The 17740-nt window shown below is 71.6% G+C and carries 16 protein-coding genes; all 16 read left to right on the top strand.

What is annotated here, in order from left to right:
* The first annotated feature begins 22 nt into the window (after positions 1-22).
* The 16 genes from pyrR to hisG all read left to right on the top strand — a co-directional run bounded on the left by pyrR (position 23) and on the right by hisG (position 17739).
* Positions 23-595 (top strand): bifunctional pyr operon transcriptional regulator/uracil phosphoribosyltransferase PyrR, encoded by a 573-nt coding sequence (gene pyrR / locus SOM13_RS03750; protein ID WP_192060313.1) that lies wholly within the window; start codon positions 23-25, stop codon positions 593-595.
* Positions 592-1548: an aspartate carbamoyltransferase catalytic subunit gene (locus SOM13_RS03745; RefSeq protein WP_192060314.1), complete on the top strand. Its 957-nt coding sequence runs from the start codon at positions 592-594 to the stop codon at positions 1546-1548. Before pyrR ends, SOM13_RS03745 begins: the two co-directional genes overlap by 4 nt.
* On the top strand, positions 1545-2918 hold the full coding sequence (locus tag SOM13_RS03740; protein ID WP_320478931.1) for a dihydroorotase: 1374 nt from the start codon (positions 1545-1547) through the stop codon (positions 2916-2918). The genes SOM13_RS03745 and SOM13_RS03740 overlap by 4 nt, the downstream gene beginning before the upstream one ends.
* The gene (locus SOM13_RS03735) at positions 2915-3433 is read left to right on the top strand and encodes a hypothetical protein (protein ID WP_192060316.1); all 519 of its coding nucleotides are present in this window, start codon (positions 2915-2917) and stop codon (positions 3431-3433) included. Before SOM13_RS03740 ends, SOM13_RS03735 begins: the two co-directional genes overlap by 4 nt.
* Complete coding sequence (gene carA, locus SOM13_RS03730) at positions 3430-4599, top strand: glutamine-hydrolyzing carbamoyl-phosphate synthase small subunit (RefSeq protein ID WP_192060317.1); 1170 nt, start codon at positions 3430-3432, stop codon at positions 4597-4599. The genes SOM13_RS03735 and carA overlap by 4 nt, the downstream gene beginning before the upstream one ends.
* A complete protein-coding gene (carB, locus tag SOM13_RS03725) occupies positions 4599-7874 on the top strand; it encodes a carbamoyl-phosphate synthase large subunit (protein WP_320478930.1) in 3276 nt (1091 codons plus the stop codon). The genes carA and carB overlap by 1 nt, the downstream gene beginning before the upstream one ends.
* Positions 7871-8743, top strand: coding sequence for an orotidine-5'-phosphate decarboxylase (pyrF, locus tag SOM13_RS03720; RefSeq protein WP_320478929.1), 873 nt, complete (start codon positions 7871-7873; stop codon positions 8741-8743). Before carB ends, pyrF begins: the two co-directional genes overlap by 4 nt.
* Positions 8731-9645: a guanylate kinase gene (gmk, locus tag SOM13_RS03715; protein WP_192060320.1), complete on the top strand. Its 915-nt coding sequence runs from the start codon at positions 8731-8733 to the stop codon at positions 9643-9645. Before pyrF ends, gmk begins: the two co-directional genes overlap by 13 nt.
* Before the next feature lie 73 nt (positions 9646-9718).
* Positions 9719-9985, top strand: a complete 267-nt coding sequence (rpoZ, locus tag SOM13_RS03710; RefSeq protein WP_192060321.1) for a DNA-directed RNA polymerase subunit omega — start codon at positions 9719-9721, stop codon at positions 9983-9985.
* Between the two features lie 158 nt (positions 9986-10143).
* Positions 10144-11373 (top strand): methionine adenosyltransferase, encoded by a 1230-nt coding sequence (metK, locus tag SOM13_RS03705; RefSeq protein ID WP_243213383.1) that lies wholly within the window; start codon positions 10144-10146, stop codon positions 11371-11373.
* A 35-nt stretch (positions 11374-11408) separates the two neighbouring features.
* Positions 11409-13424 (top strand): primosomal protein N', encoded by a 2016-nt coding sequence (locus tag SOM13_RS03700; RefSeq protein WP_243213385.1) that lies wholly within the window; start codon positions 11409-11411, stop codon positions 13422-13424.
* A 14-nt stretch (positions 13425-13438) separates the two neighbouring features.
* Entirely contained in the window at positions 13439-14446 is a 1008-nt protein-coding gene (gene fmt / locus SOM13_RS03695; protein WP_320478928.1) for a methionyl-tRNA formyltransferase, read from the top strand.
* Complete coding sequence (locus SOM13_RS03690; protein WP_320478927.1) at positions 14443-15819, top strand: RsmB/NOP family class I SAM-dependent RNA methyltransferase; 1377 nt, start codon at positions 14443-14445, stop codon at positions 15817-15819. The genes fmt and SOM13_RS03690 overlap by 4 nt, the downstream gene beginning before the upstream one ends.
* A gap of 63 nt (positions 15820-15882) precedes the next feature.
* Positions 15883-16548 (top strand): ribulose-phosphate 3-epimerase, encoded by a 666-nt coding sequence (gene rpe, locus SOM13_RS03685; protein WP_192060325.1) that lies wholly within the window; start codon positions 15883-15885, stop codon positions 16546-16548.
* Complete coding sequence (locus tag SOM13_RS03680; protein WP_243213392.1) at positions 16545-16808, top strand: phosphoribosyl-ATP diphosphatase; 264 nt, start codon at positions 16545-16547, stop codon at positions 16806-16808. The genes rpe and SOM13_RS03680 overlap by 4 nt, the downstream gene beginning before the upstream one ends.
* A gap of 91 nt (positions 16809-16899) precedes the next feature.
* Positions 16900-17739: an ATP phosphoribosyltransferase gene (gene hisG, locus SOM13_RS03675; RefSeq protein WP_243213393.1), complete on the top strand. Its 840-nt coding sequence runs from the start codon at positions 16900-16902 to the stop codon at positions 17737-17739.
* Position 17740 lies beyond the last annotated feature (1 nt).

The raw sequence follows: 17740 nt of genomic DNA, 5'->3' as shown, positions 1-17740 counted from the left end.
AGAGGCGGGGAAGGGGGTCCGATTGAGCACCCGTACCGTGCTGAGTCAGGCTGACATCGCGCGCGCTCTGACGCGCATCTCCCACGAGATCCTCGAGTCGAACCGGGGCGCCTCCGGCCTCGTCGTGCTCGGCATCCCGACCCGTGGCGTCGTCCTCGCCGAGCGCATCGCCGAGTCTCTGGCGACGATCTCGGGCGAGCCGATCCCGGTCGGGTCGGTCGACGTGACCATGTACCGCGACGACCTCCGCAGCCAGCCGACCCGCGCCTCCCGGCCCACGTCGCTGCCCGTCGGCGGCATCGACGGCAAGACCGTCGTCCTGGTCGACGACGTCCTGTACTCAGGGCGGACGATCCGGGCGGCGCTCGACGCCCTGAGCTCGCTCGGCCGGCCGCGTGCGGTCCGCCTCGCCGTCCTCGTCGACCGGGGCCACCGCGAGCTGCCGATCCGGGCCGACTTCGTGGGCAAGAACCTGCCGACCTCGACCGCGGAGCGGATCTACGTCCGGCTCGCCGGCGTCGATGCGGACGAGCTGGTCGCCATCGAAGGAGGCGCGGCGACAGAGGGTGCCGTCGGCGCGGGTGCTCACGCATGAGGCACCTGCTCAGCACCTCCGACCTCGGACTCGACGATGCCCTGCGCATCCTCGACATCTCGGAGGACATGGCCGACGTCAGCACCCGCGAGGTCCGCAAGCTGCCCACGCTGCGCGGGACGACGGTCGTCAACCTCTTCTACGAAGACAGCACACGCACGCGCATCTCCTTCGAGGCCGCGGCGAAGCGACTCAGCGCCGACGTCATCAACTTCGCGGCGAAGGGCTCGAGCGTGTCGAAGGGCGAATCCCTGAAGGACACGGCGCAGACGCTCGCCGCGATGGGCGCCGACGGCATCGTGATCCGGCACCCGTCCTCCGGGGCTCCCCGGGTGCTCGCCGACAGCGGCTGGGTGGACGCGGGCATCGTCAACGCCGGCGACGGCACGCACGAGCACCCGACCCAGGCGCTGCTCGACGCGTTCACCATGCGACGCCGGGTCCATGGCGCCGCGAGTCGGGGTCGCGACCTCGACGGTCTGCGGGTCGTCATCGTCGGCGACATCCTGCATTCGCGGGTGGCCCGGTCGAACGCCTGGCTGCTGCGGACGCTCGGCGCCCAGGTCACGGTGGTCGCGCCTCCCACGCTCCTGCCCGTCGACGTCAGCCGATTCGGCGTCGACGTCCACTACGACCTCGACGAGGCCCTGTTCCAGGTGCGACCCGACGTGGTCATGATGCTGCGCATCCAGCAGGAGCGGATGAACGAGGCGTTCTTCCCGAACGCCCGCGAGTACGCCCGCGCCTGGGGGCTGAGCGCCGCACGGTTCCGTGCGCTGCCGCCGGAGACCGTCGTGATGCACCCCGGGCCGATGAACCGCGGTCTCGAGATCAGCGACGAGGCCGCCGACTCGCCGCGATCGACCGTCCGCGAGCAGGTCGCCAACGGCGTCGCCGTGCGCATGGCCGTGCTCTACCTCACACTCGCCGGCGACCGGGAGGACTCCCTGTGACCACCACCCAGATCATCCGCGCCGTCGAGACCGTCGACGGCGACCGCACCGACGTCCTCGTCCGAGACGGCGTGGTCGTCGAGCTCGGCACGCGTCTCAGCGCCGTCGGGGCCACCGTGGTCGACGCCGACGGGCTCCTCGTCCTGCCGGGTCTCGTCGACCTCCACACGCACCTCCGGGAGCCGGGCGGCGAGGGCAGCGAGACCGTTCTGACCGGCTCGCGTGCCGCCGCCGCGGGGGGCTTCACCGCGGTCAACGCGATGGCGAACTCGTCGCCGGTGGCCGACACCGCGGGGGTCGTCGAGCAGGTGCAGGCGCTCGGCGACCGGGCCGGGTACGTGACCGTCCGACCGATCGGCGCCGTGTCGCGGGGTCTCGAGGGGACGCACCTCTCCGAGATCGGCGCCATGGCCCGATCCCGCGCCGCCGTCCGGGTGTTCTCCGACGACGGCCACTGCGTGAGCGACCCCCTGCTGATGCGTCGCGCGCTCGAGTACGTCAAGGGCTTCGGGGGAGTCGTCGCGCAGCACGCCCAAGAACCACGACTGACCATCGGCGCCCAGATGAACGAGGGGGCGCTCTCGGCCGAGCTGGGTCTCGCCGGGTGGCCCGCTGTCGCGGAGGAGGCGATCATCGCGCGCGACGTGCTCCTCGCCGACCACGTCGGTGCCCGGCTGCACGTCTGCCACGTCTCGACGGCCGGCAGCGTCGAGGTGATCCGCTGGGCGAAGTCCCGGGGCATCGACGTCACGGCCGAGGTCACGCCGCACCACCTGCTGCTCACCGAAGACCTGGTGGCCGGGTACGACTCGCGGTACAAGGTCAACCCCCCGCTTCGCGGGAAGGACGACGTGCAGGCCCTCCGCTCGGCCCTCGCGGACGGCACCATCGACATCGTGGCCACGGATCACGCGCCGCACACCTCCGAGGCGAAGTGCTGCGAGTGGGACGCCGCGGCGAACGGCATGGTCGGCCTCGAGACGGCCCTGCCCGTCGTCCAGCACACGATGGTCGACACGGGGCTCATCGGCTGGGGCGACGTCGCGCGCATCATGTCGACGACCCCGGCCGTCATCGGTCGGGTCTCGGGGCAGGGGCGACCCCTCGCCGTCGGAGAGCCCGCCGAGCTGACCCTCTACGATCGGAGCGTGACGCGCACCTTCTCCGCCGAGCACCTCGCGGGCAAGAGCACCAACTCGCCGTTCATCGACCGCGTCCTGCCGGGCCGCGTCGAGGCCACCTTCCATCAGGGCTACGCCACCGTCGAAGGCGGCGCGGTGGTCGAGACCGAGACGATCGCGCGTGCCGCGGCGGCCGTGGCGGCGCACCGGGTGTCGGTCGAGGCCACGGCCGGGGCGGAGGCCCGATGACCTACTGGTGGATCGGCCTCGGAGTCCTCGTCCTCCTCGCGGCTCTGCTCTGGCAGATGGCGCGATCGTGGCGTGCCCGCGGCCGACGTCAATCCGACATCGCCCTCCCCGAGATCGCTCCCGACGGCCTCGGCACGCCGAGCATCGAGACCGACGGCTTCTACGTGGCCACGAGTCGAGCGGGCGATCCGCTCGACCGCATCGTCATCGGAGGGCTCGGCTTCCGCGGACGCGCAGGCGTCTCGGTCCATGTCGAGGGCGTCCGCCTCGAGATCGCGGGCGAACCGGCGAAGCTGATCCGCGCCTCCTCGATCCGCGACGTCGGCCGGGCCACATGGACGATCGACCGCGTCGTCGAAGAGGGCGGGCTCGTCCTCATCGCCTGGACCCTCGGCGAGACCGACGTCGACACCTACCTGCGCATCGTCGACGACCCCACCGCGGTCGTCGACGGCATCCGCGGAATCATCCCCACGGCCCCCCGGGCCGGAACCAGCACTGGAGAGAACCTGTGAGTGAAAAAGCCGTCCTCATCCTCGAAGACGGGTCGCGGTACGTCGGGCTCGCTTACGGCGCCGTCGGCCGCACCCTCGGCGAGGTGGTCTTCTCGACCGGCATGACCGGCTACCAGGAGACCCTGACCGACCCCTCGTACGCCGGGCAGATCGTCGTCATGACGGCCCCGCACATCGGCAACACCGGGGTGAACGACGAAGACCCCGAGTCGCGTCGCATCTGGGTGGCCGGCTACGTGGTCCGCGACGCCAGCCGCGTCGTGTCGAACCACCGGGCACAGGGCAGCCTCGACGACCAGCTCGTCGCCGACGGCGTCGTGGGCATCCGCGGCATCGACACCCGTGCCGTCACGCGGCGCCTCCGCGACGTCGGCTCGATGAAGGGCGGCGTCTTCAGCGGTGCCGACGCCGAGCTCGACCCGGCCGAGCAGCTCGCCCTCGTCGCTGCGGGCAGCGACATGCGCGGTCTCAACCTCTCGAGCCAGGTGTCCACGCTCGAGCCCTACGTGGTCCAGCCCGAGGGCGAGCGCATCGGCTCGGTCGCCGTCCTCGACCTGGGCGTCAAGACCTCGACCCTGCGCTACCTGGCCCAGCGCGGCTTCGAGGTGCACGTGCTGCCGCAGTCGACGACGCTCGACGAGCTGCGCGCACTCGCCCCCGACGCGCTCTTCTACTCGAACGGCCCGGGCGACCCGGCCGCGAGCGACACGCAGGTCGAGCTGCTGCAGGGCGCTCTCCGCGACGGTCTGCCCTACTTCGGCATCTGCTTCGGCAACCAGCTGTTCGGCCGGGCGCTCGGCTTCGGCACGTACAAGCTGCCGTTCGGCCACCGGGGCATCAACCAGCCCGTCCTCGACAAGACGACCAACCGCGTCGAGATCACCAGTCAGAACCACGGCTTCGCGGTCGACGCGCCCATCGACGGCGTGCTCGACTCGCCCGCGGGCTTCGGCCGCGTCGAGGTCAGCCACTACAGCCTCAACGACCAGGTCGTCGAGGGTCTGCGGGCCCTCGACATCCCCGCGTTCTCGGTCCAGTACCACCCCGAGGCGGCCGCCGGCCCGCACGACAGCAACCACCTCTTCGACCGCTTCCGCGAGGCGGTCGTCGCCCGCTCGCACGGCAAGTCCGTCGACTTCGGCTCCGACATCGAAAGCAGCATCTGATGCCCAAGCGCCCCGACATCAACTCCGTCCTCGTGATCGGCTCCGGGCCGATCGTCATCGGCCAGGCGGCCGAGTTCGACTACTCGGGAACGCAGGCCTGCCGCGTCCTCCGCGAAGAGGGGGTGCGCGTCATCCTGGTCAACCCGAACCCGGCCACGATCATGACCGACCCCGACTTCGCCGACGCCACGTACATCGAGCCGATCACCTCCGAGGTGCTCGAGGCGATCATCGTGAAGGAGCGCCCCGACGCGATCCTCCCGACCCTCGGCGGGCAGACCGCCCTGAACGCGGCCATCAAGCTCGACGAGGAGGGCATCCTCGCCAAGCACGGCGTCGAGCTGATCGGCGCGAAGGTCGAGGCGATCCAGAAGGGGGAGGATCGCCAGCTCTTCAAGGACCTCGTGCTCGAGTCGGGCGCCGACGTGGCCAAGTCGTACATCGCTCGCACCGTCGACCAGGCGGTCGAGTACGCCGAAGACCTCGGCTACCCTCTCGTGATCCGCCCCTCGTACACGATGGGCGGCCTCGGCTCCGGCTTCGCCTACACGCGCGACGAGCTCGTCCGCATGGTGACCGACGGTCTGCACCAGAGCCCCACCACCGAGGTCCTGCTCGAAGAGAGCATCCTCGGCTGGAAGGAGTACGAGCTCGAGATGATGCGCGACACGGCCGACAACACGGTCGTCGTCTGCTCCATCGAGAACGTCGACCCGGTCGGAGTCCACACCGGCGACTCGATAACCGTCGCTCCGGCCCTCACCCTGACCGACCGCGAGTACCAGAACCTCCGCGACATCAGCATCGACATCATCCGTCGGGTGGGCGTCGACACCGGCGGCTGCAACATCCAGTTCGCCATCGACCCGTCGAACGGCCGCGTCATCGTCATCGAGATGAACCCCCGCGTCTCGCGCTCCAGCGCTCTGGCGTCGAAGGCCACCGGGTTCCCGATCGCCAAGATCGCCGCGAAGCTGGCCCTCGGGTACCGGCTCGACGAGATCCCGAACGACATCACCAAGGTGACCCCCGCCTCCTTCGAGCCCACGCTCGACTACGTCGTCGTCAAGGTGCCGCGGTTCGCGTTCGAGAAGTTCCCCGCGGCCGACACGACGCTCAGCACGACCATGAAGAGCGTCGGCGAGGCGATGGCCCTCGGCCGCAACTTCACGCAGGCGCTGCAGAAGGCGCTGCGCTCGCTCGAGAAGCGCGGATCGAGCTTCCACTGGCAGGGCGCCCCCGGAGACAAGGAGGCGCTGCTCGCGTTGGCCGCGACGCCGACCGACGGTCGCATCGTCACCGTGCAGCAGGCCCTCCGCGCTGGTGCGACGGCGGACGAGGTCTTCGAGTCCACGAAGATCGACCCCTGGTTCATCGACCAGATCGTGCTGATCAACGAGGTCGCCGAGACGGTGGCCGCGACCGAGTCCCTCGACGCCGAGACGATCGCCTTCGCGAAGGACCACGGCTTCAGCGACGCCCAGCTGGGGCAGCTGCGCGGTCTGCCCGAGCAGCAGGTCCGTGACGAGCGGCACGCCCTCGGCGTCCGGCCCGTGTTCAAGACCGTCGACACCTGCGCGGGGGAGTTCCCGGCCCTCACGCCGTACCACTACTCGAGCTACGACTTCGAGACCGAGGTGGTCGCGAGCGACCGCCGCAAGGTGATCATCCTCGGCTCGGGCCCGAACCGGATCGGGCAGGGCGTCGAGTTCGACTACTCGTGCGTGCACGCCAGCTTCGCGCTGAGCGACGCGGGCTTCGAGACGATCATGATCAACTGCAACCCCGAGACCGTGTCCACCGACTACGACACGAGCGACCGCCTGTACTTCGAACCGCTCACCCTCGAGGACGTCCTCGAGGTGGTCCACGCCGAGAGCGCCAGCGGCGAGCTCGTCGGCGTCGTCGTCCAGCTCGGCGGACAGACGGCGCTCGGTCTCGCCAAGGGCCTCGAGGCCGCGGGCGTCCCAATCCTGGGGACGAGCCCCGACGCCATCGACTCCGCCGAGGAGCGCGGGCTGTTCCAGGGCATCCTCGACGCCGCCGGGCTGCACGCCCCGAAGAACGGCACGGCCACCGACTACGAGACCGCCGTCGCGGTCGCGGAGGAGATCGGCTACCCCGTCCTCGTCCGCCCGTCGTACGTCCTCGGCGGTCGCGGCATGGAGATCGTCTACGACAGCCCCTCGCTGGCCGACTACTTCGTCCGCGTCGAGGACCAGGCCATCATCGGCCCCGATGCGCCGCTGCTCGTCGACCGGTTCCTGGACGACGCGGTCGAGATCGACGTCGACGCCCTCTACGACGGCACCGAGCTCTACGTCGGCGGCATCATGGAGCACATCGAGGAGGCCGGCATCCACTCGGGCGACTCGAGCTGCACGCTCCCTCCCGTGACGCTCGGCAAGGGCGAGATCGACCGGGTCCGTGCCGCCACCCTCGAGATCGCGCGCGGCATCGGCGTCTCGGGTCTGCTGAACGTCCAGTTCGCCATCGCCGCCGGCGTGCTCTACGTCATCGAGGCGAACCCGCGTGCGAGCCGCACGGTGCCCTTCGTCTCGAAGGCGCTCGGGATCCCGCTGGCCAAGGCCGCGTCGCTGGTCATGGTCGGACGCAGCATCCGCGAGCTCGTCGAGGTCGGGCTGCTGCCGGCGAGAGACGGCTCGGACGTCCCGCTCGACTCGCCCATCTCCGTCAAGGAGGCCGTGCTGCCCTTCAAGCGCTTCCGTACGAAGGACGGCCAGATCGTCGACAGCGTGCTGAGTCCCGAGATGCGTTCGACGGGCGAGGTCATGGGGATCGACCGCGACTTCCCGCGGGCTTTCGCCAAGAGCCAGACCGCGGCCTACGGCGGCCTGCCCACCTCGGGCACCGTCTTCGTGAGCGTCGCCGATCGCGACAAGCGGGCGATCGTCCTGCCGGTGCTGCGCCTCCAGCAGCTCGGTTTCACGATCCTCGCCACCGAGGGCACCGCGACCGTGCTGGTGCGCAACGGCATCGAGGCGGACACCGTCGCCAAGTTCAGCGCGGGCGGCCACTCGGTCGTCGACCTGATAAACGCCGACGAGGTCGACATCGTGATCAACACGCCGAGCGGTTCGAGCGCCCGTGCCGACGGCTACGAGATCCGTGCGGCGACCGTCGCCGCCGACAAGGCGCTCTTCACTACCATCGCCCAGCTCGGTGCCGCGGTCGCGTCGATCGAGGCCGTCCAGACCGACCTCGAGGTCACGAGCCTGCAAGACTACGGACTCGCGCGGGCGGCCCGACTGTGACGGCCGGGGCCTCGGCTCCGGCCTTCGGCGAGCGGCTCGGCGAGGTCTTCGACCGTCTCGGCCCGCTCTGCGTCGGCATCGATCCGCACCCGTACCTGCTCGACGCCTGGCGTCTGCCGGGCGGGGCGGCCGGGGCGCGCGACTTCGGTCTGCGGGTGGTCGACGCGGCGCACCGAGGAGGCGCGGGGATCGTGAAACCGCAGGTCGCCTTCTACGAGCGGTGGGGTTCGGCCGGCTTCGCCGCCCTCGAAGAGGTCCTGCACGCCGCGCGTCAGGCGGGGCTGCTGATCATCGGCGACGCCAAACGCGGCGACATCGGCAGCACCATGGACGCCTACGGGGACGCCTGGTTCGATCCGGAATCGAGCCTCCGGGTCGACGCGCTGACGGTGTCTCCGTACCTCGGTCTCGGCTCCATGACCGGTCTGATCGCACGAGCCCGTCGCGCGGGTGCGGGCGTGTTCGTGCTCGGCGCCACCTCCAATCCGGAGGCGCGGGTAACGCAGACGGCGCGGCGCACCGACGACGACGGCACGGTCTCGACCGTCGCGGGCGGTATCGTCGACGACGTGCTGCACGACAACCAGATCGCCGGAGAACCCCGGTTCGGCTCCGTGGGGCTGGTGCTCGGCGCGACGGTCGACCTCGTAGCCGCCGGCGTCGACCCCGACCGCTTGACCACCACGCCCGTCCTCGCGCCCGGGTTCGGGCACCAGGGCGCGCTCTACCGCGACATCCCCGCCCTCTTCGGCGCTGCGGGCCGTTCGGTCGTCGTCTCGACCTCCCGGGCGCTGCTCGAGCACGGTCCGTCCGACCTCGCCGACGCGATCCGTCGCGACTCCGACGAGATCCGCCGATGCCTCGTCTGACGCCGCCGCCCGTCGACCGCGCGGCCGCGGCCCGCGCCGCCGTCGCCGCCCGTCGGGGCCGGGCCGCCGTGAAGTCCGCGATCGCCGAGAGACGACGTCAGGCGCTCGACGTCGCCGAGACGGCGTGGGCCGGTGAGGCCACGGCACCCGAGGCCACCCTCCGCGTCCGCGAGCTGCTCACGAGCATCCCGGGGATCGGCCCGACCCGGGCGGCGCGCATCATGACCGATCTGGGCATCGCCGAGTCCAAGCGGGTCGGCGGTCTCGGAGTCCGGCAGCGACGCACGCTCGGAGACTGGCTGGCACATCGCGAGGCGCGCGGGCGGCTCCGATCGCGTCTGGTCGTCCTGGCCGGTCCGACGGCCGTCGGCAAGGGCACGGTATCGGCTCACATCCGCGACAACTACCCCGACGTCCACCTGTCGATCTCGGCGACGACGCGGGCTCCGAGACCGGGCGAGGTCGACGGCGTGCACTACTACTTCGTCGACGACGCCGAGTTCGACCGGATGATCCGAGAGCGGGAGCTCCTCGAGTACGCGACCGTCCACAACTCGTACCGGTACGGCACGCCGCGCCCTCCGATCGACGCGGCGCTCCGCGACGGCCGCAGCGTGCTGCTCGAGATCGATCTGCAGGGGGCGCGTCTCGTCCGTGCGGCGATGCCCGAGGCCGTGCTCGTGTTCCTGCTCCCCCCCACCTGGGACGAACTGGTCCGTCGACTCATCGGCCGCGGCACGGAGGACGCCGCCGAGCAGCAGCGACGACTCGAGACCGCGAAGGTCGAGCTGGCCGCCCAAGACGAGTTCGACGTCAAGGTCGTCAACCACGACGTGGCCGAAGCGGCCCGAGAGGTCGTAGAATTGATGACTGCGTCCGACGACGCGCGACAGCGCGACTGATCGACGCCACGACTTCCCCCTCAGCCTGCCCGGTCGGCACGCCGAGACAACGCACCACGAACGAGGAGTAACCATGGCCGACAAGAACAAGGGCATCATCGATCCGCCCATCGACGAGCTGCTCTCGAAGGTCGAGTCGAAGTACGCGCTCGTCATCTTCGCGTCCAAGCGCGCCCGTCAGATCAACGACTACTACGCCGACCTCCACGAGGGCAGCCTGTTCGACAACGTCGGCCCGCTCGTCGACAGCACCATCGACGACAAGCCGCTCTCGGTCGCCATGCACGAGATCAACGAAGACCGGCTCGAGGTCAAGCCGCTCGCCGTCACAGCCGACTAGGCATCCGCCGCCCACAGGCGGCACGTCACGGGACGACCAGCTGTCAGGGGTCGGTCCTAGACTCTGACGAGGCCCCCGGGAGACCATCCCGCGGGGCCTCGTCACGTCCCACGGCACGATGCATCCGTCGAGCCGACCATGAGCCACGAGGGGTCCCCTTGACCACGACCGACACCACCAGCACGAGCCGTACGACTCCGACGGGCCTCCGTCTCTTCACCTCCGAGTCCGTGACCGAGGGCCACCCCGACAAGATCTGCGACCAGATCTCCGACGGCATCCTCGACGCTCTGCTGGCCGTCGACCCCGCCAGCCGGGTCGCCGTCGAGACCATGGTCACGACGGGTCTCGTGCACGTCGCCGGCGAGGTCACCACCAAGGGCTACGTCGACATCCCGACGATCGTCCGCGATCTCATCGTCGGCATCGGCTACGACTCGTCGGCGGTCAGCTTCGACGGCCGCACCTGCGGCGTCGAGGTCTCGATCGGCTCGCAGTCGCCCGACATCGCGCAGGGCGTCGACTCGGCGCTCGAGGCGCGGGGCGGCGACGACGACGTCCTCAACCGCCAGGGTGCGGGCGATCAGGGCATCATGTTCGGCTACGCCACGAACGAGACGCCCCAGTACATGCCGCTGCCCGTCTGGCTCGCCCACCGTCTCGCCGAGCGACTCGCCTCGGTCCGCAAGACGGGCGAGCTCGACTACCTCCGACCCGACGGCAAGACCCAGGTCACGGTCGGCTACGACGGCGTCGTGCCCGTCACGGTCGACACCGTCGTGCTCTCGACGCAGCACTCGCCGAGCGTCTCGAGCGCTCAGCTCGAGAGCGACGTGATCGAGCACGTCATCCGTCCCGTGCTCGCCGACGCGGGGCTCGACTCGAGCGGCACGCGATTCATCATCAACCCCACCGGGCGCTTCGAGATCGGCGGGCCCCAGGGCGATGCAGGGCTCACCGGCCGCAAGATCATCGTCGACACCTACGGCGGCGCGAGCAGGCACGGCGGCGGGGCGTTCTCGGGCAAGGACCCGTCGAAGGTCGACCGGTCCGCCGCCTACGCCATGCGGTGGGTCGCGAAGAACGCCGTCGCAGCAGGTCTCGCCGACCGCCTCGAACTGCAGATCGCCTACGCCATCGGACGCGCGGCCCCGGTCGGTCTCTACGTCGAGACGTTCGGCACGGGTCACGTCTCCGACCAGGTGATCATCGACGCCATCGGCGAGGTCTTCGACCTCCGCCCGGCGGCCATCATCCGCGACCTCGACCTGCTGCGCCCGATCTACGCGGCGACGTCGACCTACGGCCACTTCGGCCGCGACCTGCCCGACTTCACGTGGGAGGCCCTCGACCGCGTCGACGCGCTGCGGGCCGCCGCCGGGCTCTGATCATCGGTGACCCCGCCACGCCGTCCGAGAACCCCGTGAGCGCGACGTCCGCCGATACCCCCGGTCGGCCCGTCGCCCGTGTGCTCGTCGACTCGCCGCTGCCGCAGCTGGATCGTCTCTTCGACTACCGCGTCCCCGCGCGTCTGGTCGGACAGGTCGTCCCGGGCATCCGGGTCAAAGTACCGCTGCGATCCGCCGGCCGTATCGCCGACGGATTCGTGGTCGACGTCGTCGACGGATCCGACCATGCGGGCGAGCTCAGCGAAGTCGACGACATCGTGTCCGAGGTGCCCGTGCTGGCCCCCGAGGTCTGGCGGCTCGCCCGGGCGGTGGCCGACCGCGCCGGCGGCTCCGCGAGCGATGTCCTGCGCCTCGCCGTGCCTCCTCGGCAGGTGCGGGTCGAGAAGGCCTGGGCCGCCGCGCGCCTCGCGGCGGAGGGTGCCGACGAGCCGGTCACGGCGCCCGAGCCCGTCGTCGCCCAGGCCGTCACCGCGTACCGGGCCGACTCGCTCCACGATCTCGTCCCCGCGAGGGGCCGGGCCGCCGTCGACGCCGTCCCCCTGCTGGTCGAACTGGCCGACGACGGCGCGTGGGTCGGCCACTGGGCCGTCACCGCCGCTCAGCTGGCCACGGTGGCGCTGGCGGCGGGCGACAACGCGATCATCGCCGTCCCCGACTACCGAGACGAAGATCACGTCCTGCGGGCCCTCGCCGCGGTCGTCCCGTCCGAGGCGATCGTCCGTCTCGACTCCCGGCAGTCGAACGCCGACCGGTACCGGGCGCTCCTCCGTGCCCGCGGCGACGACCCCGTCGTCATCGTCGGCAACCGCTCGGTCCTCCTCGCGCCGTCGGCTCGTCTCGGCGTCATCGTCGTCTTCGACGACGGCGACCCTCTCTTCTCCGAGCCGCTCAGCCCCTACGTGCACGCCCGCGACACCGCGCTCGTCCGCCAGGCGCAGCAGGACACGGCCCTGGTCTTCCTGGGCCACGCCCGGAGCACCGACGTCCAGCGCCTGGTCGAGCTGGGCTTCCTCGCCGAGGTCCGCCCCGATCCGCGGTACCAGCCCAAGGTGATCCCGACGTCTCAGCAGTCCGCGCACGACGGCTTCGCCGCGCGGGCACGGATCCCCTCCACGGCCTGGACGGAGGCCCGAGCCGCCGTCGAGCACGGACCGGTCCTCGTCCAGGTGGCTCACCCGGGTTACTCTCCACGGCTCGCCTGCACCGAATGCGGTGACACCGCGCGCTGCCTGCGCTGCAACGGTCCGGTCGTCCAGCGTGAGCAGGGCGCCCAGCCCGCCTGCTCCTGGTGCGGAGCACTCGCGGTCGGCTGGCACTGCAAGACCTGCGAGGGCACGGCGATGAAGGCCGTCGGCGCCGGTGCGTCCCGCACCGCCGACGAGCTCGGCAAGGCCTTCCCGGGGGTCCGCGTCATCGTGGCCGACGGCACGCGACCGATCACCCACGTCGACGACGCCCCCGCGCTGGTCGTCGCCACGCGCGGTGCCGAGCCCGTCGCCCCCGGCGGCTACCGGGCGGTCCTCCTCCTCGACGGGGAGCGCATGCTGGCGAGAGAGAGTCTCCGAGTCGCCGAAGACTGTCTCCGCTGGTGGGCCAATGCGACGGCTCTCGCGGCTCGACGCGCACCCGTCGTGCTCGTCGGGGTCGGGGGAGCCCTGGCCTCCGCGCTGGCCACCTGGGAGCTCGCCCGCTTCGCCTCCTCCGAGCTCGCCGACCGTCGGCAGCTGCGCTTCCCGCCGGCCGTCCGCGTCGCGACGGTGACGGGCACCGTCGACACCGTCGCCCGAGCCCTCGGCGAGCTCCCCGACGAGGTGCGGGCCGAGACGCTCGGCCCCGTCGACGTGCCCGAGGCCGGGGTGCGGGCCATCGTCCGCTTCGACGTGCGGCGCGGCGGCGAGGTGGCGCAGATCCTCAGGTCGCAGGTGATCCGGGCGGCCACCGAGCGTCGCAAGGCCATCGGTCAGAAGCGCGGTCGTGCCGTCCCTACACTCAGAGTGCGGTTCGACGACGTCGAGCCGTTCACCGATTGAGTTCAGGAACCCCCGTGCGTCTCGTCTTCGCCGGCAGCCCCGCCGCCGCCCTCCCGTCCCTCCGCGCCCTCGCCGAGAGCGAGCACGAGATCGTGGCGGTGCTGACCCGCAGCGACACCCCTCAGGGCCGCAAGCGCGTGCTGACGCGGACGCCGGTCGCCGTCGAGGCCGAGCGTCTCGGTCTGCCCGTGGTCAAGGCGCGTCGGATCACCGACGACGTGACCGAGCACCTCCGGGCACTCGACGCCGACCTCGGCGTCATCGTCGCCTTCGGGGCGCTGCTGCGCGAGCCCGTGCTCTCGCTGCCTCGACTCGGCTGGGTCAATCTCCACTTCTCGCTCCTCCCGCGGTGGCGCGGGGCGGCACCCGTCCAGCGCGCCCTCATGGCCGGCGACGAGGTCACGGGGGCCGTCGTGTTCCAGCTCGTCCCCGAGCTCGACGCCGGCGACGTCTACGGCGTCGTCGAGCAGCGTCTCGGCGGCGCCGAGACCGCGGGCGGCCTGCTCGACGACCTCTCGGTCTCCGGTGCGGAGCTGCTCGAGCGCACGGTCGCCGACCTCGCCTCGGGCACGGCCGTGGGCGTCGCGCAGACCGGCACGGTGACGCTGGCCCCCAAACTGACCCTCGACGACGGGGCGCTCGATCTCGGGCGGCCCGCCGGCGAGGTCCTCGACCGGTGGCGGGGTGTCACGCCCGAGCCAGGGGCGCACGTCCCCTTCGAGGGCGCCCGCCTCAAGATCCTCGAGCTGCGCGCCGTCGAGTCGCCCGATCTCGCCGTCGACCCGGCACCCGGCGCCCTCTCGCTGTCCGGTCGCCGCCTCCTCGTCGGCACAGCCACCGCGCCCCTCGAGCTGATGCGGGTCCAGCCCGCCGGCAAGAAGGCCATGGCGGCGACCGACTGGTTCCGCGGGCTGTCCGGCGATGACGCCCCGCGCCTCCTCGTGACCGCGAGCGACTCGGCACCCGACCCGGGCGGACCCGGCCGCCCCTCCGACCCCCTCGACGAAGGAGACCGCTCATGAGCCGTGTCCAGCCCGCCCGTCGGGTCGCCCTCGACGTCCTCCGCGCCGTCTCCGACGACGACGCCTACTCGAACCTGCTTCTCCCGTCGCGCATCGCCCGTGCCCGTCTCGACGCCGCCGACGCGGGTCTCGCGACCGAGCTCACCTACGGCACGCTGCGCCTCCAGGGGTACTACGACCTCGTCATCGCGATCGCCGCCCGACGGCCCGTGTCGAAGATCGACCCGGCTCTCCTCGACGTCCTGCGGCTGGGCGTCCATCAGCTGCTCTCGACGAGGGTCGCCACGCACGCCGCGGTCGACGAGTCGGTCGAGCTCGCCCGCGAGGTCGGCAGTCGATCGGGCACCGGCTTCGTGAACGGGGTCCTCCGCACCGTCTCCCGCACCGAGCCCGGGGTCTGGCGCGAACGCGTCCTCGAGGGCGCCCGGGGTGCCGACGAGGCGCTGGCCGCCGAGTGGTCGCACCCGGCGTGGGTCGTGCGGGCCTTCCGTCAGGCGCTCACCGCCGAGGGGCGGGGCGACGAGCTCGTCGAGCTGCTCGAGGCCGACAACAGGGCCCCGCGGGTGAGTCTCGTGGCGTTGCCGGGGCTGGCCGAGGTCTCCGAACTGGGAGGCGCGGGTGGCGTCCTCTCGCCCGTCGCGGCGACCAGCGGCGGCGGAGATCCGGCGAGCCACCCCGCCGTCCGAGACGGACGCGCCCGGGTTCAAGACGAGGGGTCGCAGATGGCGGCTCTGCTGCTGAGCCGCCACCGCCCGATCACGGAGGGCGAGCGGTGGCTCGACATGTGCGCCGGGCCGGGCGGCAAGGCGGCGCTGCTCGGGGCGGAGGCGGCAGGCGGCGGCGCGCGGCTCCTGGCCAACGAGCTCGTCCCGGCGAGGGCCGGACTCGTCCGTCAGGCGCTCGAGTCCGTCCCCGGCGGCGTGCAGGTGGTCGAGGGCGACGCGACGCGCTTCGGCGCGGAGCAGCCCGAGTCGTTCGACCGCATCCTGCTCGATGCGCCCTGCACGGGGCTCGGCGCCCTCCGGCGTCGCCCCGAGGCCCGCTGGCGCAAGCAGCCCCGCGACGTCGGCGAGCTGACCGCCCTGCAGGCCCGCCTGTTCGCCGCCGCGATCGACGCCCTGGCACCCGGGGGAGTCCTCGCCTACGTGACGTGCTCACCTCACGTCGCCGAGACACGGGCCATCGTGGAGACCGGCGTGCGGGGTCGCGACGACGTCACCGTGGTCGACGCGACCGCCTCCGCGGAGACGATCGTGGGCGCCCCCGTCGACCTCGGCTCGGCGCCGTACGTCCAGCTCTGGCCGCATCGACACGGGACGGACGCGATGTTCGTCGCACTCGTCGAGAAGCGGCGCCAGCCCTCGGCCTCCTGACGCGGCGCCGATCGTCGCCGTCGTGACGCGGCGCCGGACGGGTGGCCCCGCTAGGCTCGTCGGGTGTCCGTCCGCATCAGCCCCAGCATCCTCTCGGCCGACTTCGCCAACCTCGAGCGCGACCTCCATCGCATCGGCGACGCCGATCTCGTCCACGTCGACGTCATGGACGGCCACTTCGTGCCGAACCTGACGCTCGGGCTCCCGGTGGTCGAGCGCCTCCAGCAGGTCAGTCCGCTGCCTCTCGACGTGCATCTGATGGTCGACGACGCCGACCGCTGGGCTCCTCGGTACGCCGAGCTCGGTGCGTTCTCCGTGACGTTCTCGGCCGAGGCCGCCGCCGATCCCGTCGCCACGGCGCGCGCGATCCGCAGCACGGGGGCTCGCGCCTCCGTCGCCGTGAAGCCCGGCACCGACATCGCGCCGTACCTCGAGACGCTCGACGAGTTCGACATGATCCTCGTCATGACGGTCGAGCCCGGGTTCGGCGGGCAGTCGTTCATGACCGAGACGATGCCCAAGCTGGCCCGCGCTCGTGAGGCGGTCGACCGGTCCGGGCTCGACGTCTGGCTCGAGGTCGACGGCGGCATCGACGTCACGACGATCGTCACGGCGGTCGCGAACGGGGCCGATACGGTCGTGGCCGGCTCGGCCGTCTACGGCGGCGAGCCGTCGGAGCGCATCGCGGCTCTCCGTGCCGCTGCCGCGACGGTAGCCTTGACCTCGTGAAGACCTTCGACGAACTGTTCGCAGAGCTCAGCGGCAAGGTCCGCGACCGCCCTCAGGGGTCGGGAACGGTGGCTGAGTTCGATGCGGGCGTGCACCAGATCGGCAAGAAGATCGTAGAAGAGGCCGCCGAGGTGTGGATGGCAGCCGAGTACGAGGGCGACACGGCGACCGCCGAAGAGATCTCGCAGCTGCTCTACCACCTGCAGGTGCTGATGCTCGCCAAGGGGCTGACGCCCGCCGACGTGTACCGACATCTCTGATCCGTCTCCGCAGCCCCGCGAGACCGTCGTCCCCCGGCGGTCCGACGTCATCCGGCCCCGACGGGCCGACCAGAGAGAACAGAGTCACCACATGCTCCGCGTAGCAGTGCCCAACAAGGGCTCCCTCAGCGAGACCGCGACGGCCATGCTCGGCGAGGCCGGGTACACGGGTCGCCGCGACACCCGCACGCTCCACGTCGAGGACCCTCGCAACGGCGTCGAGTTCTTCTACCTCCGTCCGCGTGACATCGCGACCTACGTCGGCTCGGGTGCGCTCGACGTCGGCATCACGGGCCGCGACCTCCTCCTCGACTCGCACTCGCCCGCGCACGAGGTCGCCCCTCTCGACTTCGGCGGCTCGACCTTCCGCTTCGCCGGTCCTCCCGGGCGCTTCACCGACCTGCGTGAGCTGCAGGGAACCCGGGTCGCCACGAGCTACGCGGGTCTCGTCGGCTCGTTCCTCGCCTCGCACGGGGTGACCGCGAACCTCGTCGGTCTCGACGGTGCGGTCGAGAGCGCCGTCCGCCTCGGTGTCGCCGATGCCGTGGCCGACGTCGTGTCGACCGGCGGCACCCTCCGGGCGGCGGGCCTCGAGATCTTCGGCCCCGTCATCCTCGAGTCGACGGCCGTGCTCATCGCCTCCGACGAGAGCGTCGACGGGCTGGCCGTTCTGCACCGCCGTCTGCAGGGCGTGCTCGTGGCGAGGCAGTACGTGATGATGGACTACGACATCCCGGTCTCCAAGCTCGACGCCGCGACGGCGATCGCGCCGGGCATGGAGTCCCCGACGGTCGCGCCCCTCCACGACGCCGAATGGGCGGCCGTGCGGGTGATGGTGAAGCGGACCGACACGAACCAGGTGATGGACGCCCTCTACGACCTCGGCGCCCGAGCCATCCTCGTCAGCCCGATCCACGCCGCGAGGCTCTGAG

The sequence above is a fragment of the Frigoribacterium sp. CFBP9030 genome (assembly GCF_034045195.1).
Taxonomy (GTDB): Bacteria; Actinomycetota; Actinomycetes; order Actinomycetales; family Microbacteriaceae; genus Frigoribacterium.
Note: the sequence above shows the minus strand (reverse complement) of the source record. Positions and strands in the feature narration are given on the sequence as shown.